This window comes from Betaproteobacteria bacterium, assembly GCA_016720065.1.
Classification (GTDB): domain Bacteria; phylum Pseudomonadota; class Gammaproteobacteria; order Burkholderiales; family Rhodocyclaceae; genus SSSZ01.
This window is the reverse complement of the sequence record JADJXY010000002.1, coordinates 156,980-183,583: the sequence shown is the minus strand read 5'-3', so window position 1 is coordinate 183,583 and position 26,604 is coordinate 156,980. Positions and strand designations below refer to the sequence as shown.

At 66.1% G+C, this 26,604-nt stretch carries 24 protein-coding genes and 1 pseudogene; 5 read left to right on the top strand and 20 right to left on the bottom strand.

Annotated features, from left to right (window positions below):
* Nucleotides 1-143: 143 nt before the first annotated feature.
* Nucleotides 144-2,033 carry a diguanylate cyclase gene (locus IPM73_03960; GenBank protein MBK8917222.1) on the top strand — a complete coding sequence of 630 codons (1,890 nt, stop codon included), beginning with the start codon at nucleotides 144-146 and terminating at the stop codon, nucleotides 2,031-2,033.
* Between the two features lie 45 nt (nucleotides 2,034-2,078).
* Here IPM73_03960 and IPM73_03955 read toward each other — a convergent pair whose 3' ends face one another.
* The 11 genes from IPM73_03955 to IPM73_03905 form a co-directional block, all read right to left on the bottom strand.
* On the bottom strand, nucleotides 2,079-3,485 hold the full coding sequence (locus IPM73_03955) for an aminoacyl-histidine dipeptidase (protein MBK8917221.1): 1,407 nt from the start codon (nucleotides 3,483-3,485) through the stop codon (nucleotides 2,079-2,081).
* 327 nt (nucleotides 3,486-3,812) lie between these two features.
* Complete coding sequence (locus tag IPM73_03950) at nucleotides 3,813-4,328, bottom strand: hypothetical protein (GenBank protein ID MBK8917220.1); 516 nt, start codon at nucleotides 4,326-4,328, stop codon at nucleotides 3,813-3,815.
* A gap of 196 nt (nucleotides 4,329-4,524) precedes the next feature.
* Nucleotides 4,525-5,412: a response regulator gene (locus tag IPM73_03945; GenBank protein ID MBK8917219.1), complete on the bottom strand. Its 888-nt coding sequence runs from the start codon at nucleotides 5,410-5,412 to the stop codon at nucleotides 4,525-4,527.
* An 86-nt stretch (nucleotides 5,413-5,498) separates the two neighbouring features.
* On the bottom strand, nucleotides 5,499-6,746 hold the full coding sequence (locus tag IPM73_03940) for a TIGR03862 family flavoprotein (protein ID MBK8917218.1): 1,248 nt from the start codon (nucleotides 6,744-6,746) through the stop codon (nucleotides 5,499-5,501).
* On the bottom strand, nucleotides 6,736-7,665 hold the full coding sequence (locus IPM73_03935) for a transglutaminase family protein (GenBank protein ID MBK8917217.1): 930 nt from the start codon (nucleotides 7,663-7,665) through the stop codon (nucleotides 6,736-6,738). Before IPM73_03935 ends, IPM73_03940 begins: the two co-directional genes overlap by 11 nt.
* Before the next feature lie 164 nt (nucleotides 7,666-7,829).
* The gene (locus tag IPM73_03930) at nucleotides 7,830-10,349 is read right to left on the bottom strand and encodes a circularly permuted type 2 ATP-grasp protein (protein ID MBK8917216.1); all 2,520 of its coding nucleotides are present in this window, start codon (nucleotides 10,347-10,349) and stop codon (nucleotides 7,830-7,832) included.
* A 51-nt stretch (nucleotides 10,350-10,400) separates the two neighbouring features.
* A complete protein-coding gene (locus tag IPM73_03925; protein ID MBK8917215.1) occupies nucleotides 10,401-13,727 on the bottom strand; it encodes a transglutaminase family protein in 3,327 nt (1,108 codons plus the stop codon).
* Nucleotides 13,728-14,678: 951 nt separating this feature from the next.
* Complete coding sequence (locus IPM73_03920; GenBank protein ID MBK8917214.1) at nucleotides 14,679-15,863, bottom strand: acetyl-CoA C-acyltransferase family protein; 1,185 nt, start codon at nucleotides 15,861-15,863, stop codon at nucleotides 14,679-14,681.
* A gap of 442 nt (nucleotides 15,864-16,305) precedes the next feature.
* Nucleotides 16,306-16,905: a CoA pyrophosphatase gene (locus IPM73_03915; GenBank protein MBK8917213.1), complete on the bottom strand. Its 600-nt coding sequence runs from the start codon at nucleotides 16,903-16,905 to the stop codon at nucleotides 16,306-16,308.
* Entirely contained in the window at nucleotides 16,902-17,159 is a 258-nt protein-coding gene (locus tag IPM73_03910) for a hypothetical protein (protein ID MBK8917212.1), read from the bottom strand. The genes IPM73_03915 and IPM73_03910 overlap by 4 nt, the downstream gene beginning before the upstream one ends.
* Before the next feature lie 11 nt (nucleotides 17,160-17,170).
* The gene (locus IPM73_03905; GenBank protein MBK8917211.1) at nucleotides 17,171-17,818 is read right to left on the bottom strand and encodes a TIGR02281 family clan AA aspartic protease; all 648 of its coding nucleotides are present in this window, start codon (nucleotides 17,816-17,818) and stop codon (nucleotides 17,171-17,173) included.
* A gap of 10 nt (nucleotides 17,819-17,828) precedes the next feature.
* Here IPM73_03905 and IPM73_03900 point away from each other — a divergent pair, with 10 nt between their 5' ends.
* Nucleotides 17,829-18,542: a type 1 glutamine amidotransferase gene (locus IPM73_03900; protein ID MBK8917210.1), complete on the top strand. Its 714-nt coding sequence runs from the start codon at nucleotides 17,829-17,831 to the stop codon at nucleotides 18,540-18,542.
* A 45-nt stretch (nucleotides 18,543-18,587) separates the two neighbouring features.
* Here IPM73_03900 and IPM73_03895 read toward each other — a convergent pair whose 3' ends face one another.
* From IPM73_03895 to IPM73_03870, 6 genes and pseudogenes are all read right to left on the bottom strand, one after another.
* Nucleotides 18,588-19,082: a YajQ family cyclic di-GMP-binding protein gene (locus IPM73_03895; protein ID MBK8917209.1), complete on the bottom strand. Its 495-nt coding sequence runs from the start codon at nucleotides 19,080-19,082 to the stop codon at nucleotides 18,588-18,590.
* Between the two features lie 67 nt (nucleotides 19,083-19,149).
* On the bottom strand, nucleotides 19,150-19,461 hold the full coding sequence (locus IPM73_03890; protein ID MBK8917208.1) for a pyrimidine/purine nucleoside phosphorylase: 312 nt from the start codon (nucleotides 19,459-19,461) through the stop codon (nucleotides 19,150-19,152).
* A complete protein-coding gene (locus tag IPM73_03885; protein MBK8917207.1) occupies nucleotides 19,461-19,685 on the bottom strand; it encodes a DUF2788 domain-containing protein in 225 nt (74 codons plus the stop codon). Before IPM73_03885 ends, IPM73_03890 begins: the two co-directional genes overlap by 1 nt.
* Before the next feature lie 234 nt (nucleotides 19,686-19,919).
* Nucleotides 19,920-21,143: pseudogene (locus IPM73_03880) on the bottom strand (argininosuccinate synthase).
* A gap of 10 nt (nucleotides 21,144-21,153) precedes the next feature.
* Entirely contained in the window at nucleotides 21,154-22,077 is a 924-nt protein-coding gene (gene argF, locus IPM73_03875; protein ID MBK8917206.1) for an ornithine carbamoyltransferase, read from the bottom strand.
* An 88-nt stretch (nucleotides 22,078-22,165) separates the two neighbouring features.
* A complete protein-coding gene (locus IPM73_03870) occupies nucleotides 22,166-23,338 on the bottom strand; it encodes an aspartate aminotransferase family protein (GenBank protein MBK8917205.1) in 1,173 nt (390 codons plus the stop codon).
* Nucleotides 23,339-23,558: 220 nt separating this feature from the next.
* Here IPM73_03870 and IPM73_03865 point away from each other — a divergent pair, with 220 nt between their 5' ends.
* The gene (locus tag IPM73_03865) at nucleotides 23,559-24,341 is read left to right on the top strand and encodes a ParA family protein (protein ID MBK8917204.1); all 783 of its coding nucleotides are present in this window, start codon (nucleotides 23,559-23,561) and stop codon (nucleotides 24,339-24,341) included.
* Nucleotides 24,342-24,364: 23 nt separating this feature from the next.
* On the opposite strand, the gene IPM73_03860 is transcribed toward IPM73_03865, so the two are convergent.
* Complete coding sequence (locus IPM73_03860; protein MBK8917203.1) at nucleotides 24,365-24,586, bottom strand: hypothetical protein; 222 nt, start codon at nucleotides 24,584-24,586, stop codon at nucleotides 24,365-24,367.
* A gap of 196 nt (nucleotides 24,587-24,782) precedes the next feature.
* Here IPM73_03860 and IPM73_03855 point away from each other — a divergent pair, with 196 nt between their 5' ends.
* The gene (locus IPM73_03855) at nucleotides 24,783-25,085 is read left to right on the top strand and encodes a DUF3579 domain-containing protein (protein ID MBK8917202.1); all 303 of its coding nucleotides are present in this window, start codon (nucleotides 24,783-24,785) and stop codon (nucleotides 25,083-25,085) included.
* Nucleotides 25,086-25,156: 71 nt separating this feature from the next.
* On the opposite strand, the gene rpsT is transcribed toward IPM73_03855, so the two are convergent.
* On the bottom strand, nucleotides 25,157-25,423 hold the full coding sequence (rpsT, locus tag IPM73_03850) for a 30S ribosomal protein S20 (GenBank protein MBK8917201.1): 267 nt from the start codon (nucleotides 25,421-25,423) through the stop codon (nucleotides 25,157-25,159).
* A gap of 142 nt (nucleotides 25,424-25,565) precedes the next feature.
* On the opposite strand from rpsT, the gene IPM73_03845 reads away from it, so the two are divergent.
* Nucleotides 25,566-26,141: a hypothetical protein gene (locus IPM73_03845; protein MBK8917200.1), complete on the top strand. Its 576-nt coding sequence runs from the start codon at nucleotides 25,566-25,568 to the stop codon at nucleotides 26,139-26,141.
* Between the two features lie 9 nt (nucleotides 26,142-26,150).
* On the opposite strand, the gene IPM73_03840 is transcribed toward IPM73_03845, so the two are convergent.
* A complete protein-coding gene (locus tag IPM73_03840; protein ID MBK8917199.1) occupies nucleotides 26,151-26,573 on the bottom strand; it encodes a type IV pilin protein in 423 nt (140 codons plus the stop codon).
* Nucleotides 26,574-26,604 lie beyond the last annotated feature (31 nt).

Below are 26,604 nucleotides of genomic sequence, written 5' to 3'. Positions count from 1 at the left end.
CGGCGCTGAAACCCCGTGACCGAGGGGAATGACCGGGCAGGACGTCCGTCACTCGCGGAAAGCCGCCCGGCCGTCGGGGCATGCACCGCCCCGGGCCCGGCGGTGCTAGCATGACAGCACGTTGCTGAATCATGGATGCCCCCGTGCTTCTCCTTCCTCCGGAACGTTTCGCCGAACTGAAGGCCCGCGGCCGCTTGCCATCGCCCAAGGGCGTCGCTGCCGCCATCGTGCGGCTCCTGGAGCGGGATGATTTTCCCGTCGAACAACTGGTCCATCTGGTGCAGTCGGACCCGGCCATTGCCGGGCGCCTGCTCAAGGTCGCCAACGCCGCGGCCTGGGGCCGGCCGCGGCCCCTGGTGGCGCTGCGCCAGGCCATCCTCGCCCTGGGGGCACTGCGCGTGCGCGATCTGGTGGTGGGCTTTTCGCTCCTGCGCCACCATCAGGCCGGCCAGTGCCGCACTTTCGACTATGCAGGCTTCTGGAGCCGCTCCCTGGCCACCGCCATCGCCTGCCAGGAACTGGCGCCCCGGGCCCAGGTTCCGGACGAGGAAATCTTCACCCTGGGCCTCCTGGCCCGGGTCGGCGAACTGGGGCTGGCGACCCTCTTTCCCGACGCCTACGGCGCGCTGCTGGCCGGCCGACCGGCGCCCCGGGCGCTGCTCGTGCTGGAAAACGAGCGCTTCGGCTTCGACCACCGGGCGCTCACCGCCAGCATGCTGGCCGACTGGGGCTTGCCGGAACTGCTGTTGCGCGCCGCCTACCACCACGAATTCCCGGACGACTCCGGCCTGCCGGAAGGCTCGCGCCAGGACACCCTGTGCCGCACCCTCGATTTCGCCCGTGCCCTGGCCGAAGTCTGCGTGGCACCGGACGAGGACCGCTGGGGCCTGCTGCCCGATCTGGTCAATCGCTCCGCCCGCCTGGGGGTCGATCCCGGCGCCCTGGGGGAACGGGTCGATGCCATCGCCGCACGCTGGAAGGACTGGGGCTCGGTGCTCCAGGTGCGCACCCGGGATCTGCCGCCCTTTGCCGATCTCCTCGCCGCCAGCCCGCCCCGGGGCGGGGCGGAGGAAGTGGCTGCGGCGGGAACCCCCGCCCTGCTGCTCGCCGCGGCCGGCCCCGATGCCGCCGCCTGGGCGGCGCTGCTGGCCGACGAAGGGCTGTGCGCCACGCTCCAGGCCGATCCGGCCCGCGCCCTGGCCGCCGTGTGCGCAGCACCGCCGCCCCTGGTGCTGGTGGACCTGGACTGCCCCGGCCTGGACGGCGTGGCCTTCTGCGAGCATCTGCGCCAATGCCCCCGCGGCAACGAACCCTATGTGCTGGCACTGAGCGCCCGCCCCTGGGACGCCAGCGCCCTGGGCGCGGTGGAGGCGGGGGCCGACGACATCCTCGACAAGGCCGGCCGCGGCGAAGGCCTGCGCCTGCGCCTGGCCATCGCCCGGCGCCTGATGGCCCTGCGCGGCGAAATGCGCCGGGAGCGCCAGGACCTCGTGCGCAGCGCTGGCGAGTTCGCCGATTCCCATCGCCGCCTCATCCAGGTGGCCCTGACCGACCCCCTGACCCAGTTGCCCAACCGCCGCCATGGCCTCGACTTCCTGGGCAGCGAGTGGGAAGCCGCCCAGGCCGCCGGCCAGCCCATCGCCCTGCTCATGCTGGACATCGACCATTTCAAGACGGTGAACGACACCTGGGGCCACGCCGCCGGCGACGCCGTCCTGCGCCGTCTGGCCGTCCTGCTGGCGGCCGGCTCCCGGGCCGGGGACCTGGTCTTCCGCTACGGCGGCGAGGAATTCGCCGTCGTCCTCCCCGCCACCGGCCTGGACACGGCGCGGGAGGTGGCCGAACGCATCCGCCTGGCCGTCGAGCAGGCGACCTTCGAATGGGAAGACTGGATCATTCCCATTACGGTCAGCGTCGGGGCCTCCGTCACCACCCCCGCCCTGGCTGACGCCCCTGCCCTGGTCGCCGCCGCGGACGGCGCCCTCTACCAGGCCAAGGCCAGCGGCCGCAATCGGGTGGTGGCGGCGCGCTGAAGGCGGCGGCCAAGGGTTTCGCCGCTGCGCGGCCCCCCACCCGCCTCAAGAGCCGGCCGCGGCCTCCTCGGCCACGATGGCGCGCAGCAGGCGCCAACAGCGCTCCACCGAGGCAATCTCCACCCGTTCGCCGGGGGCATGGGCGCCCCGGATGGTGGGCCCGAAGGACACCATATCCATCCCCGGGAAGCGCGCGCCGATGAGGCCGCACTCCAGCCCGGCGTGGATGACCTGGACGCCTGCCGCCGCGCCAAATTCCCGCCGATAGACCTTCTGGCAGCGGACGAGGAGCGGCGAGGCGGCTTGGGGCGCCCAGCCGGGATACTGGCCCGAAGGCGTGGCCCGGGTGCCGGAAAGGGCGAAGAGGCTGACGATCTCGTCGGCCAGGGCGAGGCTGCCGCTGCCGTGCAGGGAGCGGACCATGAAGGTGCAGGCACCGCCATCCGGTCCCAGTTCCACCACTCCCAGGTTGTCGGAAGTTTCCACCACCCCCGGGAACGCGACGCTCATGCGCCGCACGCCCTGGGGCGCGGCGTGCAGGGACGCCAGCCAGATCGCCTGCTCGGAAGGCGCCATGACCTGGCCGGGGCTGGCCAGCACCGCCGCCAGCCGCAAGCCCTCGTCGGCCCCCGCCAGCTCCCGGCGCAGCAGCGCCTGCCACTCCGCCAGCCGGGCCTCCAGCGCGGCGGCGCCGGACAGGGGAAGGGTCACCACCGCCTCGCACTCCCGCGGCAGGGCGTTGCGGGCGGTTCCCCCCCGCAGCTCGGAGAGGCGCAGCCCCTCCCCTTCCAGATCCCGCAGCACACGCACCAGCAGCTTGATGGCATTGCCCCGGCCGCGATGGATGTCGATCCCCGAATGGCCGCCCTGCAAGCCGGATAGCACGATGCGATACGCACGGTGGCCGGCCGGCGGCATCTCCGCCGGGCCCCGCCGCTCCACATTGACGTCCAGCCCGCCGGCGCAGCCGACGTAGAACTCGCCCCACTCCTCGGTATCCAGATTGAGCAGGAGGCGCCCGCCGACCAGATCGGCGTCCAGCCCCCGGGCGCCGCCCATGCCGGCTTCCTCATCCACCGTCAGCAGCGCCTCCAGGGGACCGTGGACGGCCTCGCGATCCTCCAGCAGGGCCAGAATCAGGGCCACACCCAGGCCATTGTCCGCCCCCAGGGTCGTCTCGTCCGCCACCAGCCAGCCGTCCCGGCACTGCGGGCGGATCGGATCGCGGGAGAAATCGTGTTCGCAACCGGCATTCTTCTGGCACACCATGTCCAGATGGCCCTGCAAGACAAGCACCGCCGCCGCCTCGCGCCCCGCCGACGCCGGCTTGCGGATCAGCAGGTTCCCGGCCCCATCGACCCGCGTCTCCAGCCCCCCTTGCACCGCCCAGGCCACCACCTGATCCCGCACCGCCCCCTCTTCCTTGGAACGCCGGGGAACGGCGCACAGCATGGCAAAGTGCCGCCACACGGCAGCGGGTTCAAGATCGGCGAAGGGCGAAGGGGCAAGGGGTTCCACGGTTGGGAGAAGAGATTACCATCGCCACCCGCGACGCGATAGGCAAGGCGCCAAGGTTGGCGGGAAGCGGGGCGGGGGGGTGGCGGGGAGTGGAGGGGCGTCGGTCCAAGGCGACCATCTCAGTGCTCGCAGTTACTTCCCACCGGCCAGGGATGGCCCATCACAATTGCTATGCATTTTGAATTACGACAGGATGTAGGCGAAGAGAAGCAAAGGCCTTTCCTTAAATCGATTCAATCCATGCCCCCGATGCTCACCAGCTCAAATGAATTTGCGAGTTACAAATGGCCGTTTTCGCAGTTCCTCCACCGAAAAACACACGCCGACGATGGGGCAGTGGCACTTGTGGCCCAGTTCCCACAGGCGCTGGCGGCGGGAACCCTTGCGGGGCGAGGCTTCTTCCCCGGCAGGCCCTTGCAGGTCCGAGGACAGGGACAGGCGGATGGCGCCGCCGGCAACGTGGCAGGGCGTTTCGGACGACTGGGCGGGGAAGGCGGTCGCCGGGCGTTGGGGAGCGGGAAAGCGGGTCGGCATGGGAATTGGGGAAGCGTGACAGCGCGGATGGGACGCCTGCCGGCTGCGGCGGGGCTGGGAGCGGGCGTGGGACGTATCGTGGCTGCGGCGACCGGTCAGGTCGCGGGTGCTCCCGTCGATCTCCGGCAGCTCGCTGATGCGCTCCAGCCGGCGTGCGGCATGGAGCGCGGAATGGGGGCATCCGGTCTCTTCGTGCAGGAGAACCAGGCTCAAAGCGCCGGCCCAGAGAGGGTCATGATCCATCGTGGCGTCTCCCGGGTCAGCGATGGGCAGTGGGGATGGCTGAACCCCAAGATTCAGCCATCCCCACTGCCTCCGGAAAAACCGGGCCATTCGGTGGCTCCCCGGCCTGCCCGGTTTTTTGAACCCATGGGTTCCGCGCCTGATGCGCGGGCACTACTCGGGAGCCTGCTTCGCTCCCTGCACTTTTTTCACAAGCTCAGAGCGTCAAGGTCGCGACGACCTCGTTGCCCCTGCCCCGATACTCCAGGGCATCGAAGCTGAGCATGCGCGACATGGCGATGCCGCGGCCGTGGGTATCGAAGGCCCGCTCCGGCGAAAGTTCCAGGTAGCGGTGCCAGTCGAACCCGGCCCCCTGGTCCCGCACGGTGAAGATCAGGCTTCCGGCCTCGCGGCGGATTTCCAGTAGGCCCACCCGCCCCGCATATTCGGGCAAGGCCAAGCGGCGGGCGATCTCGTCCGGCAGCGTGCCCTGCTCGATGAGGGCAGACTTCTCGCCGTAACTGATGCCCAGATTGCCGTGCTCCACCGCGTTGAGCATCAGTTCCGAAAGACCCAGCACCACCCGGGCGGGGTCCGGCGCCGCGTTGGCGGCCAGGGTGGCGAGGTTGCGCGCTTCCTCCGGCGTGCGAAAGACGAAGGTCGCCTGCTGCAGGCAGCCGAAGCTCTGCCCGATGCGGGCCGCTTCCCGTCGTAGTTCCTGGTGTTCGAGACGATCTTCCAGCGCCGCGCCGACAATGGCCAGCAAGGTATCGGCGGAAAAAGGCTTGGTCAGGTAATAGAAGGCCCCCGCCCGCAGGCCCTCGGCCACGTCGGCATCGGCGGTCATGGCGGTCTGCATGATGACCGGCACGTGCTCCCACCCTTCCCGCGCCTTGAGCCGGTGCAGGATTTCGATGCCATCCATGTCCGGCATCATGCGGTCCAGCAGGATCACGTCGAAACCGGCATTCGCCCCCTGCAGGTGCTCCCACGCCTCGCCCCCGGAGGAGGCGGCAACCACCCGGTAGCCCTCCTCGGCCAGGGTCTCCACCAGGCGTTCCTGGTTGATCGGTTCGTCCTCGACGACAAGTACGCTGGGGGGCATGGCTCCGGTTCCTGGGTTGCGGCCGGCATGCCGGCGACGGTGAAGCGCAAACTTACCATGGATCGCGCCGTGCTGACGCGCCGGGATCAAGCCCCGCTGGCGCTCTTCAGCCAGGCTGCCGCGCCCTCCCCGGCCCGCCGGCCGGTGGCGAGGCAGGCGCTGAGGAGATAGCCGCCGGTGGGCGCCTCCCAGTCCAGCATTTCCCCGGCGCAGAACACTCCGGGCAGGGCCTTGAGCATGAGCGCGTCGGTGCATTCCGCCAGGGCGACCCCCCCGGCGCTGCTGATGGCTTCGTCCAGGGGCCGCGGCGCCTGGAGCGGGATGGCCAGGGCCTTGATCGCCCGGGCCAGAAATGCCGCATCGCCCAGTTCGGCCGGGGCATGGAATTCCCGCAGCAGGGCCGCCTTGACGCCCTCGATCCCGGCCCGGCGGCGCAGGTGGTTGGCCAGGCTGTCCCGTCCCCGGGGCCGGGCGAGTTGCTCGGCCAGGACCGCCGCGTCACGCCCCGGCGCCAGGTCGAGCACCAGGGCCGTCGCCTCGCCCCGCGCCAGACTTTCGCGCAGGGCGGCGGAGAGCGCATAGACTGCGCCTCCCTCGATGCCCCGGGCGCTCACGACACACTCACCGGGCACCGCCTGGCCGCCGTGGCGCGCGACGATGGCCTTGAGGGGCTGGCCGGCGAATCGCTCCCGGAAATAGGGCGACCAGGCCACATCGAAGCCGCAATTGGCCGGCTGCAGCGGCACCACCTCGATGCCCCGCCCGGCCAGCCAGGGCACCCAGGCGCCGTCGGACCCTAGCCGGCGCCAGCTCCCGCCTCCCAGGGCGAGCACGGTCGCCGCAGGCCGCAGGGCAAGAGCACCGGCTGGAGTCGCGAAGCAGAGGGCGCCTTGGGCGTCCCACCCCTGCCAGCGATGGCGCACGTGCAGGCGCACCCCGGCAGCGCGCAGCCGGTGCAGCCAGGCCCTCAACAGGGGTGCCGCCTTCATGCCTTCGGGAAAAACCCGGCCCGAGGAACCGACGAAGCTCGCTATGCCCAGCCCGGCCATCCATTGCCGCAGGGCGTCGGGGCCGAAGGCGGCGAGCGAGGGCTCCAGAAATCCGCGCCCTGCGCCGTAGCGGGCGAGGAAGCGGTCGAAGGCTTCGGAGTGGGTGATGTTGAGCCCGCCGCGCCCGGCCATGAGGAATTTGCGCCCCGGGGACGGCATGGCGTCATAGACCTCCACGGTCAGACCGCGGGCGGCGAGGACTTCGGCGGCCATCAGACCGGCGGGGCCTGCCCCCACCACCGCCAACGCCGCGGCTTGCGGCAGGCGGTACGGCTCAGGGGACATCGGGAGCGGCCTCGACCTCTTCCGGGTCGAGGGGCGTCACCGTCACGGCGACCTCCGGCTCGTGACTGCCGCCCCCCAGGATGACGCCGCGCAGGGGCGAGATGTCGCTGAAATCGCGCCCCATGGCGATGGTGATGTGCTCGGTGTCGGGCAGGAGATTGTTGGTGGGGTCGAGATCGACCCAGCCGTCACCACCCCCGGGGCAATAGAGGGAAACCCAGGCGTGGGAAGCGTCGGCCCCCACCAGACGTGGCCGCCCCGGCGGCGGATGAGTGAGGAGGTAGCCGCTGGCGTAGCGGGCGGCCAGCCCCAGGGAACGCAGACAGGCGATCATGAGGTGGGCGAAATCCTGGCATACGCCGCGCTTCCTCTGCAGCACTTCGAGGACCGGGGTGGCCACCGTGGTGGCTTCCGGGTCGAATTCGAATTCGCGGTGGATTTTTTCCATCAGGGCCATGGCCCCGGCCAGCAGGGGCTGGCCCTCGGGAAAGCACTCGCCGGCGTAGGCGGCGAATTCGTGCTTGATCCGCACGAAGGGCGATTCGAAGAGGAAGCGGGTGGCGACGAGGTCGTCTTCGTCGGGGGGCGTGGCGCCATAGGCCAGCCGGTCCCGTACCGTCTCCCAGGGCAGCGTTTCCTCCGGGGCGAAGGTGGGCCGATGGGGCATCACCTCGACGGTCAGGGTGGAATGAACCGTCAGGGCCTCGTGGGGAGTCTCGAAGCTGACCCACAGGACCGGGTTGTCGAAGGCATCGCGCCCGTAACGCCGCCAGTTGGGCGGGGGGTCGATGTCGATGTGATGCGCTTCGCAATGCTGCCAGGGCAGGATGCGGGGCGAGAGGTGCAATTGCTGCTGCGAGAGCGACACCGGCGCGCCGTAGGCGTAGCGGGTTTCGTGGGCAACGTGGTAGCGGGCCATGATCAGAGCCTGTGAATTTTTCGGGCGCGCCCGAGCGGCGTGCACAGCGGTGCACGATCAAGGCGCCAAGCACAGCCATAGCGTGGGCTATGGCGAGCATTGGCAACGCCGAGCGGGCGCGGCTGGGCATGACGAGCGGGGGTGAATGAAATTTTCACAGGCTCTCAAAGGGCAAGGGTCTGGTGGCTGACGTCGCCGACATGGGTGAAGAAGCGCATGGCCAGGCGGTCGGACAGGGCATGCACCGCGGCCACCACTTCGTCCAGGAGGGCGGCCAGTTCCTCGCAGGGTGAGCACTCGCGGCAGTCGTGGAAGGAGACGCCGGCAAAGCGCCCCAGGTCAGTGGCCCGCAAGGCCTTGCCCGCAGCGATGAGGCGCTCGTCCCGAATGTCGCCCAGATCCCGGTCCATGCGCTCCAGGTAGCGGATGAGGCTTTCGATCTGGAAGGCGACGCCGTGGGGGTTGGATTCGTCGAAGACCAGAAGATCGAGGACCGGCATCAGTTCCGGCGGCCGGGAGTAGCGGGAGCGGAAGGTAATGATGCTGTCCATCAGTTCCAGCAGCCACTCCAGGGTGCCGGGGGCCCGGGCCGAGGGCAGGCGGAGGAAGTGCGCCATGGCCGTGGCGAGGGTCACGAGACGCTCGATGCGCCGCCCCACCACCAGGAAGCGCCAACCGTCGTCCCGGGTCATGTTGTCCACGGCGAAGCCTGTGAGGGACGAGGAGACGAGCAGCACCCGATCCAGGAAGGCGATGGCCTCGGGCAGCGAAGGGGTCTTGCAACGGGCGTTCTGGAGACTTCTCTGCAGGCCGTTGAGGGAATGCCAGTGGTCGAGGGAGAGACGCTCCCGCACGTGGGTCGCCGACCACATCACGCTGCGGATGGCCCCCGCCAGACTGCCGGTCTGGTCGGGATCGTAGATGGCCTCCAGCAGGCGATGTTCGGCATGTCTGGGCGAGGCCTCGTCCTCCTCCCGGGTGGGAACGATGTCCATCTCCTCGGCCAGTTGCTGCACCGCCACCAGGGCCGGGGTGAGTTCTCCCCCGGCTTCGACCAGACGCGCGAGGACGACCCGCAGCAGGCGGGCGGTGCAGTCGAAGCGCTCGGAATAGCGCCCGACCCAGTAGAGATTCTCTACCACCCGCGAGGAGAGATTGGCACCGCCGCGCACCAGGTCGCCGATCCCCAGGGACGATTTCAGCAGGCTGAAGTCGCTGACGTGGCCTTCGGTCAGCACCCAGGTGTCCTTGGACGAGCCGCCCCGCTGCATCGAGATCACCAGGGCGTTGGCGGCGCTGGCCACCCGCGCGAGGCCCCCGGGCATCACCGTATAACCGTCCGGCGTGGCCACCGCATAGACGCGCAGGCCCACCGCCCGGGCCAGCAGGCGACGTTCGTGGGCACGGCTCCAGATGGGGGCCTGGGACAGATGCACCAGTTCCTGGGCGACGTAGGCGTGGGGCCGGGTGTCGATACGGCGCAGCATCTCCTCCCGCGCCTCGCCCTGGAGGTCGCGCCCGAAGGTCGGCTCGAAATGCTGGGTGGGAAAGGCCGGCTTGATGACCAGTTCGTCCAGGTGCTCCCGCACGTAGTCCAGGGCCGGCCGCTCGCCGCACCACCAGGTGGCCACCGCGGGCATGGCGAGCCTTTCGCCCAGGAGACGTTCGCACAGGGCGGGGACGAAGCCCATGAGGGCGCCGGAACCGATGAGGCCGCTGCCCAGGGCGTTGGCCACCACCACCTGGCGGGCGCGCACGGCATTCAAGAGCCCGGGGACGCCCAGCGCCGAATCGCCCCGCAGTTCGAGGGGATCGCAGAAACTGTCGTCCTGGCGGCGCAGGATGACATGCACTCGCTTCAGCCCCCGCAGGGTCTTGAGGAAGACCGTGTCGCCCCGCACCGTGAGATCCTGGCCTTCCACCAGGGGAAAGCCCAGGTAGCGGGCCAGATAGGCGTGTTCGAAATAGGTTTCGTTGTAGGGGCCGGGTGTCAGGAGTACGACGTGGGGCTGCTCGCCCCGGGCCACCGGTGCCAGGCCGGAGAGGGAATCCTGCAGGGCGCGGAAGAAATCCGCCAGATGCTCGACGCGCAGGTCGCGGAACAGTTCGGGAAAGACCCGCGAGATGATGAGCCGGTTTTCCAGGGCGTAGCCGGCACCTGAGGGGGCCTGGGTGCGGTCGGCGATGACCCACCAGCGCCCGTCGGGCGAGCGGGCCAGGTCCACGGCGTAGAAATGGAGCCAGGTATTGCCCGGCGGCCGCAGTCCGCGGCAGGGCCAGAGGTAGCCGTGCTGGCCGTAGACCAGGGCGGGGGGCAGGAGGCCCTCGGCCAGCAGACGCTGCTCACCGTAGAGGTCGGCCAGCACCCGGTTCAGGACAGCGGCCCGCTGCGCCACCGCCGCCGCGATCTGACGCCACTCGTCGGCGGCGATGATGAAGGGCAGCGGATCCAGAGCCCAGGGCCGGTCGGCCCCGTTGGGATCGGCATAGACGTTGTAGGTGACGCCGTTTTCCTGAATACGGCGATCGACGAACTCGACCCGCTCCCGCATCACCTCCGGCGCCGCCGCGTCCAGATGGCCCAGGAATTGCCGCCAATGGGGCCGCACCACCCCCGTGGCTGTCAACATTTCGTCGAAGCGCCGGGTATTGCGGGGATAGATGGCGAGCAGGGTGCGGGCCATGGACGGTCGTAAAGGCAAGAACGGCGCGCCGCAGCGCGCCGTCATTCGGCGTTAGAAACGCCGCAAGTCTAGCGTAAACGGGTGTTCGGCGCTGATCTCGGGGGCCTGGACCTGCATCCGTCCCGGCGTGTGGCCGAAGCGGAAGAAGCGGGCCAGGCGGCGGCTTTCCGCCTCGAAGGCATTGACCGGAAAGGCCTCGAAATTGCGCCCGCCGGGGTGAGCCACGTGGTACTGGCAGCCGCCCAGGGAGCGCTGCATCCAGGTATCCACCAGATCGAAGACCAGGGGGCCATGGACGCCGACGGTGGGGTGCAGGCAGGAGGCCGGCTGCCAGGCCCGGTAACGCACGCCGGCGACGAACTCGCCGTTGGTGCCGGTGGGCTGCAGGGGAACGGCACGGCCGTTACAGGTGAGCACGTAGCGGTCCGGCGCCATGCCGGCGACCTTGACCTGGACCCGCTCCACCGAGGAATCGACGAAGCGCACGGTGGTCCCCACATTGCCCTCCTCCCCCATGACATGCCAGGGTTCGAGGGCGTGGCGCAGCTCGAAGTCGATGCCCTTGGCGGCGAAGTCGCCGTACTTGGGAAAGCGGAATTCGAAATGAGGGGCGAACCACTCAGCCTGAAAGGGGAAGCCGGCCTGCTGCATGTCCTCCGCCACGTCGCGGAAATCCTGCTCGACGAAATGGGGCAGCATGAAGCGGTCGTGCAGTTCGGTGCCCCAGCGGGCCAGCCGGGGCGGATCGTAGGGCTGGTCCCAGAAGCGGGCGATGAGGCCGCGCAGGAGAAGCTGCTGCGCCAGCGACATGCGGGCGTGGGGCGGCATCTCGAAGGCGCGCAGTTCCAGGAGCCCGTGGCGGCCGGCGGGACCGTCAGGCGAATAGAGTTTGTCGATGCAGAATTCGGCCCGGTGGGTATTGCCGGTAACGTCGACCAGCAGGTTGCGCAGGATGCGGTCGATGAGCCAGGGCTGCGTGTTGTCGCCCTGGCGCGCGATTTCCCGGAAGGCGATCTCCAGTTCGTAGAGGGCGTCGTTCCTCGCCTCGTCCACCCGCGGCGCCTGGCTGGTGGGGCCGATGAACAGGCCGGAAAACAGGTAGGAGAGGCTGGGGTGGTTGTGCCAGTAGGCGATAAGGCTCTTGAGCAAATCCGGCCGGCGCAGGAAGGGGGAATCGTTGGGCGTCGCGCCGCCGAGGACGAAGTGGTTGCCGCCGCCGGTGCCGGTGTGGCGGCCGTCGAGCATGAACTTCTCGCTGGTCAGGCGGGAGAGGTGGGCGGCGTCGTAGAGGTGGGTGGTCCGCTCCACGAGTTGGTCCCAGGATCTGGCTGGATGCACGTTCACCTCAATGACCCCGGGGTCGGGGGTGACGCTGAAATGGGCCAGGCGCGGGTCGGCGGGGGGCGGGTAGCCCTCGAAAATGAGCGGCAGGTTCATGGCCTCGGCGGCCTGCTCGCAGGCGGCCACCAGCTCCAGGTAATCGTCGAGCCCGCCGGTGGGGGGCATGAAGACGTAGAGCTTGCCGTCCCGGGGCTGGGCGCACATGGCCAGCCGGGTGATCAAGGCGGCGGATTCCTTGAAGCCTGGCACGGTGTCAGGGGCGGCAGCCTTGCCCTCGCCCCGGCCGGCAGCGACCTGGCGGGCCCGGGCGGCCTCCACCACGGCCGCGAATTGCCGGCGGATTTCGGCGTAGGACTTGAGGGGCGCCGGCACCTGGGAAGGATCGAGGGGATGCTGGTAGGGGTAGTCGGCCTTGGCGACCCAGGGTTGGGAATCCAGCGGCAGGCGCCAGCCCATGGGCGAGTCGCCGGGGAACAGGTAGCAGCGCTCGGAGCGCAGGAACCAGGGGCCGGTCTGCCACCGGCCAGCGACGTCCCTCATCACCGGGAAGACGTGGCCGACGGTCTGGGTCAGGCCCTGGGAAAACACCTTCATCAGGCGGGCCCGCTCCAAGGGATCGTCCACCCGCGAGTCGAAGGGATCGACGTTGCCGGGCAGGCGCCGCTCCCGCCACAGGTAGTAGAAAACGTCTTCGAAGGCAGGGAAGATGTCCCCGGAGTCGAGGCCCAGGTTGCGGGCCACCCGCTCCAGGAAAGCCGCCGATTGGGCCTCGGTGACGCCGTAGTCCTTCTTCTCGTCGGCGTAGAGGGCCGGGTTGCCCCACAGGGGCTGGCCGTCCTTGCGCCAGAAGCAGTTGAGGCTCCAGCGCGGCAGTTGCTCGCCGGGGTACCACTTGCCCTGGCCGAAGTGCATGAAGCCCTGGGCACCGTATTTTTCCCGCAGGCGATGGAAGAGGTCTGCCGCCAGCAGGCGCTTGGTGGGCCCGAGGGCGTCGGTGTTCCACTCGGCGCCGTCGGGGTCGTCCACGGCCACGAAGGTGGGTTCGCCGCCCTGGGTCAGGCGCACGTCGCGGGCCGTGAGCCGGGCGTCGATGCGATGGCCGAGGCTTTCGATCTCCGCCCACTGCTCGTCGCTGTACGGTTTGGTCACCCGGGGCGCTTCCCAGATGCGGGTGACCCGCATGGTGTGGCCGAATGTCGTTTCGCATTCGTCGATGGCGCCGGTGAGCGGCGCAGCAGACGCAGGTTCCGGCGTACAGGCAAGCGGAATGTGGCCTTCCCCGGCGAAGAGGCCGGAGGTGGGATCGAGGCCGATCCAGCCCGCACCGGGCAGATAGACCTCGGCCCAGGCGTGGAGGTCGGTGAAATCGGCTTCCGGCCCCGAGGGACCATCGAGGGATTTGACGTCCGGCGTCAGTTGAATCAGGTAGCCGGAGACGAAGCGGGCGGCGAGGCCCAGGTGGCGCAGGAGTTGCACCAGCAGCCAGGCCGAATCGCGGCAGGAGCCGGAACGCTTCACCAGGGTTTCCTCCGGCGTCTGCACGCCGGGCTCCATGCGGATGGTGTAGGCGATGTCCTGCTGCAGGCGGGCGTTCAGGGCGACCAGGAAATCGACGCTGCGGGCCCTGGCCCGGGGAATGGCGTCGAGGTACTGCTGGAAGCGCGGCGTCGCCGGCAACTGGTAGAGGTAGGGCGTCAGTTCGTGGCGCTGCCAGGCCTCGTAGGCAAAGGGAATGTGCTCGGCGTGGGGTTCCAGGAAGAAATCGAAGGGGTTGATGACCGACATCTCGGCCACCAGATCGACCTCGATGCGGAACTCCCGGGTCTTCTCCGGGAAGACCAGGCGGGCCAAGTAGTTGCCCTGGGGATCCTGCTGCCAGTTGATGAAATGCTCTGCCGGCCCGACCTTCAACGCGTAGGACAGGATGCGGGTCCGCGAATGGGGACAGGGCCGCAGGCGGATGACCTGGGGGCCGAGGCCGACCAGGCGGTCGTAGTGGTAGTGGGTAACGTGGTTGAGGGCGACGTGAATGGACACGGGGTTCTCCGATCGATATATGGGGCAGCATTAGCAAAAGCCGAGCCACCGGTATTCCCCTTCTGGTGGCCCGACCAGGCCATTCCCGCACCATTCCTGGGCAATGCGTGGCAACCCTGCACCACTTCGCCCCAGGACAGGGAATCCGCATTCTATTAGCCTGGCCCGCAGATAGCTTCCGCAGTCCGTGATGCTTCCGGGAAAGCCGGGCCATACGGTGGCTGCCCGGCATGCCCGCTTTTCTGAAACCATGGTTTCCGCGCCTGATGCGCGGGCGTACTTTCTTCTTGGTGGCAAGAAGAAAGTAGCTAGAAGCCACCCCTGGGTCGGAGCCCCGCGTTGCGGGGTACCCTGCGCTACTCGGGGGCTTGGGCGGCTCGCTAAACTCGCCCCGGGGGCTCAGACAACGCGAGCCGACTTCCCCCAAGCCCCCTGCGTTGCTCGGCTCCTCTCAAGGGGCCCAGAAGCGGCCGGACTGAACGGTTCAACCGCCTCTCACCCACGCTCCGAACTAAGGCAGCCAAGGCCGCCGACCCGACTTTTGAGCCCGGACGCCTGTCCCCCCCATGGAAGACGCTGAGCAACGCAGGGCTTCCGGGGGCCTTCGGGTCGCGTTGTCCGAGCCGCAGGCGAGTTTAGCGACCCGCCCGGGAGCCCGAGTCGCGCACGGGACCGGGCAACGCCCGGCGTCGCCCCTGGGGTCGCCTTCTTTTTGGTGACATTTTCTTTGCGAAGCAAGAACAAGTTACACGCCCTCAAGGCGGAACCCAAGGGTTCGGCAATCCCCACTGCCCCCGGAAGATCCGGGCTATTCGGTGGCTCCCCGGTCTTCCTGCATTTCTGAACCCATGGTCTACGCGCTGGAGGCGCGGCCGTACTTTCATCTTGCTGGCAGCAGAAAAGAAAAACCGCCGGACCAGCCGGCGGTTTCCTGTCCTGGAGCGCAGGAGATCAGACGCGCTCGAAGATGGCGGCGATACCCTGCCCGCCCCCGATACACATGGTCACCAGACAGTACTTGCCACCGATGCGGTTCATTTCATACACCGCCTTGGTGGCGATGAAGGCGCCGGAACAGCCGACCGGGTGGCCCAGGGCGATGGCACCACCGTTGGGGTTGGTCTTGGCCGGGTCGAGACCCAGCACCTTCATGACGGACAGGGCCTGGGCGGCGAAGGCTTCGTTGGACTCGATGACGTCCATCTGGTCGAGCGTCAGACCGGCCTTCTTGAGGGCCAGGCGAGACGCGGGAATCGGGCCTTCACCCATGATGTCGTTGGGCACACCGGCCACGGCGTAGGAGACCAGACGGGCCATGGGCTTGTAGCCGGCCTTGACCGCGGTGTCACCATCGGCCAGAACGAAGAAGGCGGCACCGTCGTTGATGCCGGAGGCGTTGCCTGCCGTGACCGTGCCCCCGTCCTTCTTGAAGGCCGGCTTCATCTTGGCCAGGGATTCCATGGTGGTGCCGCGCTTGAGGTGTTCGTCGGTATCGAAAACCACTTCGCCCTTCTTGGTCTGCTTCACGATGGGGAGAATCTGGGACTTGAAGTGGCCGGCGTCGATGGCGGCCGCGGCGCGGCGCTGGGATTCGACGGCGAAGGCATCCTGCTCTTCGCGGGAGATGCCATGCTTGACCGCTAGATTCTCGGCAGTCACGCCCATGTGGCCGACGCCAAAGGGATCGGTGAGCACCGCAACCATGGAGTCGATGGCCTTGGTGTCGCCCATACGGGCGCCGGAACGCAGTGCAGGCAGCATGTAGGCCGCCTTGGACATCACTTCAACGCCGCCACCGATGCCGTAGTCGCAGTCACCCAGCAGAATGTTCTGGGCGGTGGTGACGATGCCCTGCAGGCCGGAGGCGCACAGGCGGCTCACCTGCATAGCAACTGAGTCCATGGACAGACCGGCCTGGATGGAGGCGACGCGGGAAACGTAGGGGTAGCGGGCGTCGGTCGGCATGCAGTTGCCGACGGTGACGTAGTTGATCAGTTGGGGATCGACGCCGGAGCGGACGACCGATTCCTTCATCACGACACCAGCCAGCTCGCTGGCCTCGAAATCGGCCAGGGAACCGCCAAAGGCACCGATAGCGGAACGGACAGCGCTCAGAACGACAACATCTCTGCTCATTATGATTCTCCTGATAAAAAACACTCAGCCTGGCACGGCGGCGAGGCTCGACAAAAAAAGCGCCCAAGGGCAATGGCCCGCCGGACGAGGCCCGACGCACCCGGTTTGAAATCGACTGCGCACGGACCTCAAAAAACTCCGCACGGTCGCCCAACGCATTGCTTTTGCCCCCCGACCGCCGGTGCCTGGCACCCTGCGACCCACTGCCCCGACCCAGAAGCCTGCCGCTCGAAGCACATCTGCCGGTGGCCGATCCGTTCGCCGATGGCAAAGAAGGCGATCGCCGAGCAGTGCAACGGCGACGGGATGATGATACCGAAAACCGCGCCGGAAAACTTGACGAAATCGCGGGTAAACCACGGCAAAACGCCCCTCAGGCTATGACTCGCGGCGCGATTTGGCCGGGTGCCGACGGAAACGGTCGAGCTGCCACCCGACTGTTTCAGGTTCCCTCGGCAACCAGTCCCAGGCGACTGACGAGGGAGCGGATCATCCCGGCCGTGGCCCCCCAGATGAAGTAGTCACCGTACGGCATGGCGTAATACTGGCGCAGGGCGCCCCGCACATGGACGGCCTCGCGCCGGTGGTTGGCAGGGTCAAGGAGAAATTGCAGCGGCACTTCGAAGACTTCCGCCACTTCGAAAGGATCGGGCCGTACGGGAAAGGGGGGGGTCACCAGGGCCACCACGGGAGTCACCCGGAACCCGGTCCCGGTCCGATACTCAGGCAGAAACCCGATGACTTCGATACAGGCCGCCGGCAGCCCGACTTCCTCCAGACTTTCGCGCAGAGCCGTGGCCACGGGCCCGGAATCGCCCTCCTCCACCCGTCCACCGGGAAAGCTGATCTGGCCGGGATGGTCGCGCAAGTGGGCCGTGCGCTGGGTCAGGAGGACGGTAGGCCCATCGTCGCGGCATACGATGGGAAAGAGCACCGCCGCGGGCGTCAGTTCGCATTCCCGGGCACCGTCCTCGGCAACGAATTCCCCCACCGCCGGTTCGGGCAGCAGGCAGGCCCGCAGGCGGTGGACATCGAGGCTCATGCGGCTGCGGTATCTCCCTCGATTTCCGCATGAACCGAATCGAGCGCGTCGCGCAGGGTCTCTTCGCTCAGGCGGTTGATCGATGTGGCAACGACGTCGGCGGCCTCGATGGCCCCCACCGGCAGACGCTTGCTGTCCAAGGTCGCAATCAGCGCCGCCGCCGCCCCCGCCACCTGCAGGAGCACTTGGCGCTCGCCCATGAGCAGTTCGAGTTCCTGGCGTAGAAGCGTGACTTCCTGATCCTTTTGAGGCATGGCCCCTCCTGTCAATAACGGCGGCGCAGGGTCAGTGTATCCCCATCCCGGACCATTTCGGTCCGGTTGAGGAAACTCATCCCGAGAAGCGCGAAGGGCAAATCCCCCGACGCATGCACGATGGCGTCCACCTGGTGCAACGTAATGTCGCCGACCTGGACCGAATCCAGGGTAAGTTTGCTGACTTCGACCTGGCCGTTGGCGGTCTGGCTGTAGCCACGCTTTCCCTTGGCGGGATCGAGCCCCAGGCGTTTGGCGTCTCCCGCCCCCAACGAAACCATGGTGGCCCCGGTATCGACCAGAAAACGTGCCGAACGGCCATTGATGGTTCCGTTGGCATAAAAGTGCCCCTGTCCATCAGAGGTCAGAATCGCCTTGCTGCCCTCGCCTGCGCCCGCATTCCCAACAGCGTGCTGTCCGACCTTGAGCGGACGCCGACGACCATCGATCTCGACGATCACCTGGTCGCCCTGTATGGCCACCACCCGCGCCCCCCCATAGCTCTGGCCGATGGCCACCGCTTCCGGGTCTCCGCCACCTAAAGTGAGCATGGCCTTGCTTCCCATGACTCCCGCCAGACCGACATCAGCAGCCAGAGAAACAGACGATAGCGCAAGCAGCAGCCAGGGCATAAAATGCCAGCCTCGTTTTTCCTGCATCCGTCCCCTCATGCGTCCTGTCGCCATTTTCCGCCATTCCCCCAGCGAGGGTCCGGGCTATTTTGCCATATTCCTCGAACGCCACGGGATTCCCTGGCGCCTCATCGCCATCGATGCCGGAGAGCCAGTGCCCGCCGGGGCCGACGCCTATGCGGGCCTCTGTTTCATGGGTGGGCCCATGAGCGTGAACGATCCCCTGCCCTGGATTGATCAGGTGTGTGCGCTGATCCAAGATGCCGTCGCCAAGGACATTCCGGTAATCGGCCACTGCCTCGGAGGCCAGTTGATGAGCAAGGCCCTGGGCGGCCAGATTACCCGCAACCCGGTCAGGGAAATCGGCTGGGGCGAGGCCCTGGCCGAGCAGAGCGACCTTGCCCGCCAGTGGCTGGGCGAACATGCGGGCCGAGCCGGCACGGTATTCCATTGGCATGGCGAGACCTTCAGCATTCCCCCTGGCGCCACACGCCTTTTCGCCAACGCCTACTGCGCCAACCAAGTGTTTGTCTGCGGCCCCCACTTGGGCATGCAGTGCCATGTGGAAATGACGCCGGAGATGATCGCCACCTGGTGCTGCCAGTGGGCCGAGGAAGCCGCCGCCGTCGCGGACCAGCCCAGCGTGCAGAAGCCGGAAGCGATGCTCGGCGAGGCTGCCGCCCGCCTGCCGGTCATGCGCGCCTTGGCGGACCGGCTCTACGGTGTCTGGATCACGGGTCTGAAGGCGTAGAAAAGGCGCCCGCAGGTGCCTTTTTCGCAGCCGGGCACGCCGCGCTCAGTCGCGGAAGTTTCCCGCCTTGATGGGAAAGTCGGTGATGGACTTGCGGATCAGGGCGATGCACTCCTGCAGGTCGTCCCGCTTGGCGCCCTGGACGCGCACGGCGTCGCCCTGGATGGAAGCCTGCACCTTGAGCTTGGCATCCTTGACCAGCTTGACGATCTTCTTTGCCAGTTCGGTCTCGATGCCCATCTTGATCTTCAGCTCCTGCTTCACCTTGTTGCCGGAGACCTTCTGCACCGGCTGGTGGTCGAGGCGCTTGGTGCTCTCGACCTCCTTCTTCTCCATGGCGGGAAAGAGGATGTCCTTGATCTGATCCAACTGGAAGTCGGAATCCCCGTGCAGGGTGATGAGCTTGTCCTTCTCGCTCAACTCGACCTTGGCCGAGGTGCCCTTGAAGTCGTAACGGTTCTCGATCTGCCGGGCGGCCACATCGACGGCGTTCTTGAGTGCCACCATGTCGGCCTCGGAAGTGAAATCGAAAGAAGGCATTTGCAACTCCTTAATGAAAACGCCCGGCACAAGGCCGGGCAGTCGAATCGTTCAGGCCACCGAGCGTTCAGCCAAAGTGGCAGACGTAGTGGTAGGGCTCGTCACAAGCGATTTCGAAGCTGGAATTGCCCGGAACGTTGAAAGACTGGCCGTCGCCGTAGGTCTTCCACTCGCTCTCGCCCTTGAGCTTGACGCGGCAGGAACCGCCCACCCCTTCCATCACTTCCGGCACACCGGTATTGAAGGTCAGGCTGGAGGGCAGGATGACGCCAACGGTCTTCTTGCTGCCATCGGCAAACTGGACGGTATGGCTGACACACTTACCGTCGAAATAGACATTGGCCTTTTTGACCACGGATACGCTGTCGAATTGAGACATCAGATTCCCCAGATTTTTTGAATGACCGCCTTGGCAAGAAAGCCCACCATCCCGAAGGCAAGGACGAAGAAGAGCACAAAGGTGCCCGTCTTGCCCGCCTTGGACTTCCAGGCGATCTCACCGATGATGAAAAGCATGAAGAGGATGAAGGCACCTATGCCGTAGGTGGCGCCAAAATCCGCGATCTGTTCCTCGGTGAGTCCGAAGAGTCCGCCGCCGTCCATACCTTAGGCCTTCTTCCCGGAAGCCTTGGCCGGAGCCTTCTTGGCACCCTGCGTGGAGTTCCTGGAGGCCACCGACTTGACGGGCTTCGCAGCCCGCTTGGCCGAAGCTTGCTGGGCATCCGCGAGTTTGGCCGCAGACTTTTTGGCCACCGGCTTGGCAGCCTTGGCGACGGCAGGCTTTGCGACCTTGGCGGGAGCCGCCTTCGCAGCTTTCGGCGCCGCCGTCTTGCCGGCCTTGCGCGCGGCCAGATTGGCCGCAATGCGCATCCGGAGGGCGTTCAGCTTGATGAAGCCGCCGGCATCCCGCTGGTCGTAGGCCCCGGCGTCATCCTCGAAGGTGGCGATGGTGGAGTCGAACAGGGAATCGCTCTTGGAATCGCGGCCGACGACGATGACGTTGCCCTTGTAGAGCTTGAGGCGCACCGTCCCGTTCACGGTCTGCTGGGTGTGGTCGATGAGCACCTGCAGGGCGCGGCGCTCCGGACTCCACCAGTAGCCGTTATAGACCAGGCTGGCGTAACGGGGCATGAGGTCGTCCTTGAGGTGGGCGACTTCGCGGTCGAGCGTGACCGATTCGATGGCGCGGTGGGCGCGCAGGAGGATGGTGCCCCCCGGGGTTTCGTAGCAGCCGCGGGACTTCATGCCCACGTAGCGGTTCTCCACCAGGTCGAGACGGCCGATGCCGTGCTTGCCACCCAGTTCGTTCAACAGGGCCAGCACTTCATGGGCCTTCAGCTTCTTGCCATTGACGGCAACGACGTCGCCCTTGGCGAATTCGAGGTCGAGGTACTCCGCCTTGTTGGGGGCTTTTTCCGGCGAGACGGTCCAACGCCACATCGATTCCTCGGCCTCGGCAGCCGGATCTTCCAGGTGACGGCCTTCGTAGGAGATGTGCAGCAGGTTGGCGTCCATCGAATACGGCGAGCCGCCCTTTTTGTGCTTCATGTCGATCTCGATGCCGTGCTTTTCGGCATAGGCCATCAGCTTTTCGCGGGACATCAGGTCCCATTCGCGCCACGGGGCGATGACCTTGATGCCCGGCTTCAGCGCGTAGGCGCCGAGTTCGAAGCGCACCTGGTCGTTGCCCTTGCCGGTGGCGCCGTGGCAGATGGCGTCGGCGCCGGTTGCATTGACGATGTCGATCAGGCGCTTGGCGATCAGCGGGCGGGCGATGGAGGTGCCGAGTAGGTATTCGCCTTCATAGACGGTGTTGGCGCGGAACATGGGGAAGACGAAGTCGCGCACGAACTCTTCCCGCAGGTCGTCGATGTAGATGTTCTTCGCCTTGATGCCGGCCTTCAGCGCCTTGGCGCGGGCCGGTTCCAGTTCCTCGCCCTGTCCCAGGTCGGCGGTGAAGGTCACCACTTCGCACTTGTAGACGTCCTGCAGCCACTTGAGGATGACCGAGGTATCGAGACCGCCGGAGTAGGCCAGCACCACCTTCTTGATGTCGCTCATTTCGCTTCCCTTATTTCGTTTCGACCTTGCCCAGGAGGAGGTACTCCATGAGGGCCTTCTGAACATGCAACCGATTCTCTGCCTCGTCCCAGACCACGGACTGGGGTCCGTCAATGACTTCCGCCGTCACTTCTTCGCCGCGATGGGCCGGCAGGCAGTGCATGAACACCGCCTGGGCATCCGCCACCCGCATCATGTCGCCGTCGACGCACCAGTCGGCGAAGGCCTTGAGGCGTTCTTCGTTTTCCGCCTCGAACCCCATGGAGGTCCATACGTCGGTGGTCACCAGGTCGGCGCCGCGGCAGGCGTCCATGGGATCGGCAAAAACCTGGTAGCGGGCGGCAGAAACGCCGGCGATCAGCGCCGGGTCGAGGGCGTAACCCGGCGGCGTCGATACGTGGACCTTGAAATCCAGTACCTCGGCGGCCTGAAGCCAGGTGTTGCACATATTGTTCGCGTCGCCCACCCAGGCCACCGTCCTGCCCTGGATGGGGCCGCGATGCTCGATGTAGGTGAAGATGTCCGCCATGATCTGGCAGGGATGGTATTCGTTGGTCAGGCCGTTGATCACCGGCACCCGGGAGTTGGCGGCGAAGCGCTCGATGATCTCCTGCTCGAAGGTGCGGATCATCACGATGTCGCTCATGCGGGAGATGACCTGGGCCGCATCCTCCACCGGCTCGCCGCGCCCCAGTTGGGAATCTCTGGTATTGAGGTAGATGGCCGAACCGCCCAGTTGCTGCATGCCGGCCTCGAAGGACAGGCGCGTTCGCGTGCTGGCCTTCTCGAAGATCATGACCAGGGTGCGGTCGGTCAGCGGCCAGTACTGCTGGTAGGCCTTGAACCGCTCCTTGATGGCGCGGCTGCGCTCGAACAGGTAAGCGAACTCGTCGGCGCTGAAATCCTTGAACTGCAGAAAATGCTTGATCGCCATTCAGTCCTCCCGCCGGGCCGCCCCAAGGGGGGACTGTACCCCCGCGGGGGGCAGCGAAGGCCGTGAGCGTGGGGGTCGTTCCATCGTCTTAGCCCCCCAGGAATTCCTTGATGAGCGGCGCGAGGCGCTGCACCAGTTCATCTGCCTCGGACTCCGTGAAGACCAGCGGCGGCAGCAGGCGCACCACCTTGTCGGCGGTTACGTTGATGAGCAGACCGGCCGCCAGGGCCTTGGTGATCAGTTCGCTGCAGGGCCGATCCAGTTCGATACCGATCATCAGCCCCTGACCTCGGATATCGACGATACCCGCAACGCCGACCAGGGCAGCGGCAATGCCGGAACGAATGCGGGCGCCGACGCGCTCTGCAGCGGCCATGAGGCCATCCCGTTCGATGGTGTCGATGGTGGTCAACGCGGCCGTGCAGGCCAGCGGGTTGCCGCCGAAGGTGGAGCCGTGGTTGCCCGGCCCGAAGAGACCGGCCGCCCGGCCCCCTGCCAGACAGGCGCCGATTGGCACTCCGGAACCGAGGCCCTTGGCCAGGGTGGCGATGTCCGGCAGGATGCCGGCATGCTGGTAACCGAACCAGGTGCCGGTGCGGGCCATGCCGCACTGGACCTCGTCGCAGATCATCAGCCACTCGCGTTCGTCGCAGAGAGCACGCAGTTCCCGCTGGAATTGCTCGGAGGCCAGGTTGATGCCGCCTTCGCCCTGAACGATCTCCAGCATCACCGCGACGATGTTGGCGTGGTGTTCTGCCACACTGCGAATCGCCTCGATGTCGTCGTAAGGCACCCGCACAAAGCCGGCCACCAAGGGCTCGAAGCCGGCCTGGGCCTTGCGGTTTCCGGTGGCCGATAGCGTGGCCATGGTGCGGCCGTGAAAAGCCTTTTCCATGACAATGATGGTCGGCGTCTCGATGCCCTTCTTGTGGCCGTAGTAGCGCGCCAGCTTGATGGCCGCCTCATTGGCCTCGCAGCCGGAATTACAGAAGAAGATTTCCTGGAGGCCTGACAGGGCGGCCAGCTTGTCCGCCAGTACTTCCTGGCCCGTCACACGGTACAGATTGGAGGTGTGCAACAGGCTACCGGCCTGGGCAGCGATCGCCTCGACCAGCCGGGAATGGGCATGGCCCAGGGTATTCACGGCAATACCGGAGAGGGCGTCGAGATATTCCCGCCCTTCTGTATCAACTATCCGGGAGCCCTTGCCATGGCTGAATGCCACGGGCAGGCGGGCGTAGGTATTCATGACATGCGACATGAGCAGAACCTGCAATCGGCCCCGCCAATCCGGAACCCTACCGGCCGTGACGCTGCCGGAGAACCGGATTTTGGAGCGGCAAGAAACGAAAACGGCGGCCAACGCCGCCGGAACCGAAGCAACCAGGAAAACAGTTGCAGAGGCGCGAATCTTAAGGGAAAAATAGCGCCTTGTACATAAGGAGAACCGGCCGCTGCCCCCGCATGGCGAGCGCCGACACATCATGCGCATCGCCATCTTCAACCAGAAGGGTGGGGTCGGAAAAACCACGACTGCCCTGAATCTGGCCGCCGCCGCCCACCGGACCGGCAATCCCTGCCTCCTGATCGACCTCGACCCCCAGGGGCACCTGAGCAATATCCACGGGGGCGCCCCCGCCGAAGCGGCCCGGAGCATCTTCGCTTTCTATCAGGAGACCCGCAGCCTGGGCGAGGTCGAAATCGAGTGGCCGGAAATCGGCCATCTCATCCCCGCCCACCAGCAACTCATCAAGGTCGATTCAATCTTCGGCAAGGGTCCGACCATACTCAACCGCCTGAAGGGCGGCCTCGATCACTTGGAAACAGTGACCCCAGGGCGACCGACCTATATCGACTGTTGCCCCTACATAGGCGTTCTAGCGCTGAACGCGGTGTTCGCCTGCGATCTGATACTGGTTCCGATTTCCACCGACTACCTGTCCTTGCAGGCCGCCGACCAGATCACCCGCACCCTCCGCGTGCTGGAGCCCGTTCTGAAACGCCGCGTCGAACGCCGCTACCTCCTGACCCGCTTCGACCGGCGCCGCCGCATGAGCGAGGACATCCGCAGCCGCCTGCGCGACCGTTATGGGGACGAAGTCCTGGATACGGTCATTTCCGAAAACGTTTCAGTTGCCGAGAGTCCGGCCCGCAATCGCGACATTTTTCGTCAGAATTCCTCGAGCACCGGTGCGGCCGATTACCTTGCACTCCACCGGGAACTGACTGAGGCCGGCTTCCTGGCGGGGACAAGGGCGCCCTGACAAGCCCGGTTCGCAGGCCAGGTTCAGGCCCTGGACGCCGTGATCAAATCCATGACGTCTTCGTAGCTCACCGTGCCCCGCCCGTTCAATGCGGCTTGCCTGCGGTGGGCTTCAAGGATTTCACATCCCTGGTAGATCTGGCGCAGCTTACGCTCCGCCTCCAGTTCGTCGCGACCCGAGATCGAGAGGTTTTCGACAACCGCCCCATTGCGGGTTCTTATCCTGAAGTCATACTTGACAATCAAGGCTGGCGCCATAAAACCACCTTAGGATCATATAGGTGGGTGAAGTATATGCAGTGAAATCTAGAAATTCAAAATATCTCATTAACAGATAAGGACTTTATTATTCTTCCTGTCGCGCCTCAGCCACAGAACGCCCCCGGTCTGCTAGAATGCCGCCACCGAGGCCGCCAGAGCCGACAATACAAGCTGAGTGGACATGACAACGCCGGAGACAACTGCCTTCATCATTGTCGGCCTCACTCGGGACGGGAAGAAATTCCGCCCGAGCGACTGGGCAGAACGACTGTGCGGCGTAATGTCCGCCTTCGGCGCCGAGCGCAAGATGAAGTACTCCCCTTACGTCGGACCCGGTGATTATGGCGGCGAGAAAGCCGTCTTCATCGATGGGCGCCTAGGAGAAATCGAACCCATGGCTTATCGATTCATGCTTAATTTCGCCCAGGACAACGACCTACAGATCGTCGATGGCGTATGCATGCTCGACAGCAGAAAGAAATAAACCTTCTCCGCCGAGGAAATACAAAACGGCGCCCGCAGGCGCCGTTTTGTATTGGACCGGTTTTACACCTATCAGGCAGCAAGCGCCTTGATCTGGGCGGAAAGGCGGCTCTTGGACCGGGAAGCCTTGTTCTTGTGAACGATGTTCTTATCGGCAATGCGGTCAATGACCGCGACAGACTGTTGAAAAACGCCTTGCGCCGCTGCCTTGTCGCCAGCCTCAATCGCTTGACGCACGCGCTTGATGGCAGTGCGGAGCGTCGAGCGCAGGCTCGCATTGTGGGAACGTTGCTTGTCGGCTTGACGGGCGCGTTTGCGGGCTTGTGCGCTATTGGCCATAGGGGTCTCTTCGGAAAAATTCTTAAAGGGTGCGTATTCTACGTTTCACGCCACAGAACGTCAATGCTGGCAACAGCACTTTGGCCAGACCCACCGGGACGCGGGCGCCAATTCTTTCCAGGGTCACCGACCCACGACGGACATGCATAGCGCCTTCCTACGCTCCCTGCTGCTCTCTGTGACGCTGCACCTGCTAATCATCGCCGGTGGAGACTTGCTCATTCGGAAATCAGCCGTGAATGCCCCTGTGGCACATCCGCACCGGATTTCCGCAAGGCTCGAATCGACCACCCGGCTTCCACCGCCCGAGCAACCCACCACGCCGTCCGCGCAGCCTCGGAGCGAATCTGCGCCTATTCGTGCCCAGGCAGAGGAACAGCGCCCCGCGCAACCCGGTCCCACCCCACGGCCTTTCCCGGCAGCTGAAAGAGCGGAAAACGACTCGGACTACCGCCCACCTGAAATCATTGCCAACGGCCCCTCGGACATCCAGTTTCCCGAGGGCTTGGTCGTGCGTGGAGAATTCCGGCTGGAAATCACGATTGACCGTGAAGGGCGCCCACTCGCGGTCCGGACACTTCACTCAACGCTGCCCGCCCCGGTCGAAAAGCTCGTGACTGCCCAATTCCTGCGTGCACGCTACCGTCCCGCAATGCTCAATGGCCTTCCGGTCACCGGGTCGATGGAAATCGCCATCGCTGTTTCACCCAGTGAATAGCAAACGGTATTACCAGCAGGTTGCAGGCGACTTCGTTCCCCGGCTATCGAGTGTCATCGTGCCACAAGTTGGGTCCGTGAAGCCGTTCGCCGGCGTTGCCGTGATCGTGAACGAAGTCGCAATGTCTCCGGTTGCGCCAGCGGCAACCGTAACGTCATATTTCCTGGACGCAAAATCCGAACCGGAATAGTTCTGCCAACCCGTCGGCAGCGAGGCCCCCGATCCGGAAGCGACAACGCGATAAGTCGTGTTGTTGGTAAAAAATCGCTCTTCCATCTGGGCCAGGTCGAGAGCGACGCTCTTAGCCTGCGCCCGCGCAGCCTTGCGCATGTAATCCCCATAAAAAGGCACCGCAATGCCGAGGAGAATTCCAAGAATGACCACGACGACCATCAGTTCGACCAGGGTAAATCCGCGAGTTTTCTTGTACACGGCTTCAGTTCTCCTCATCCGTCGACATCGA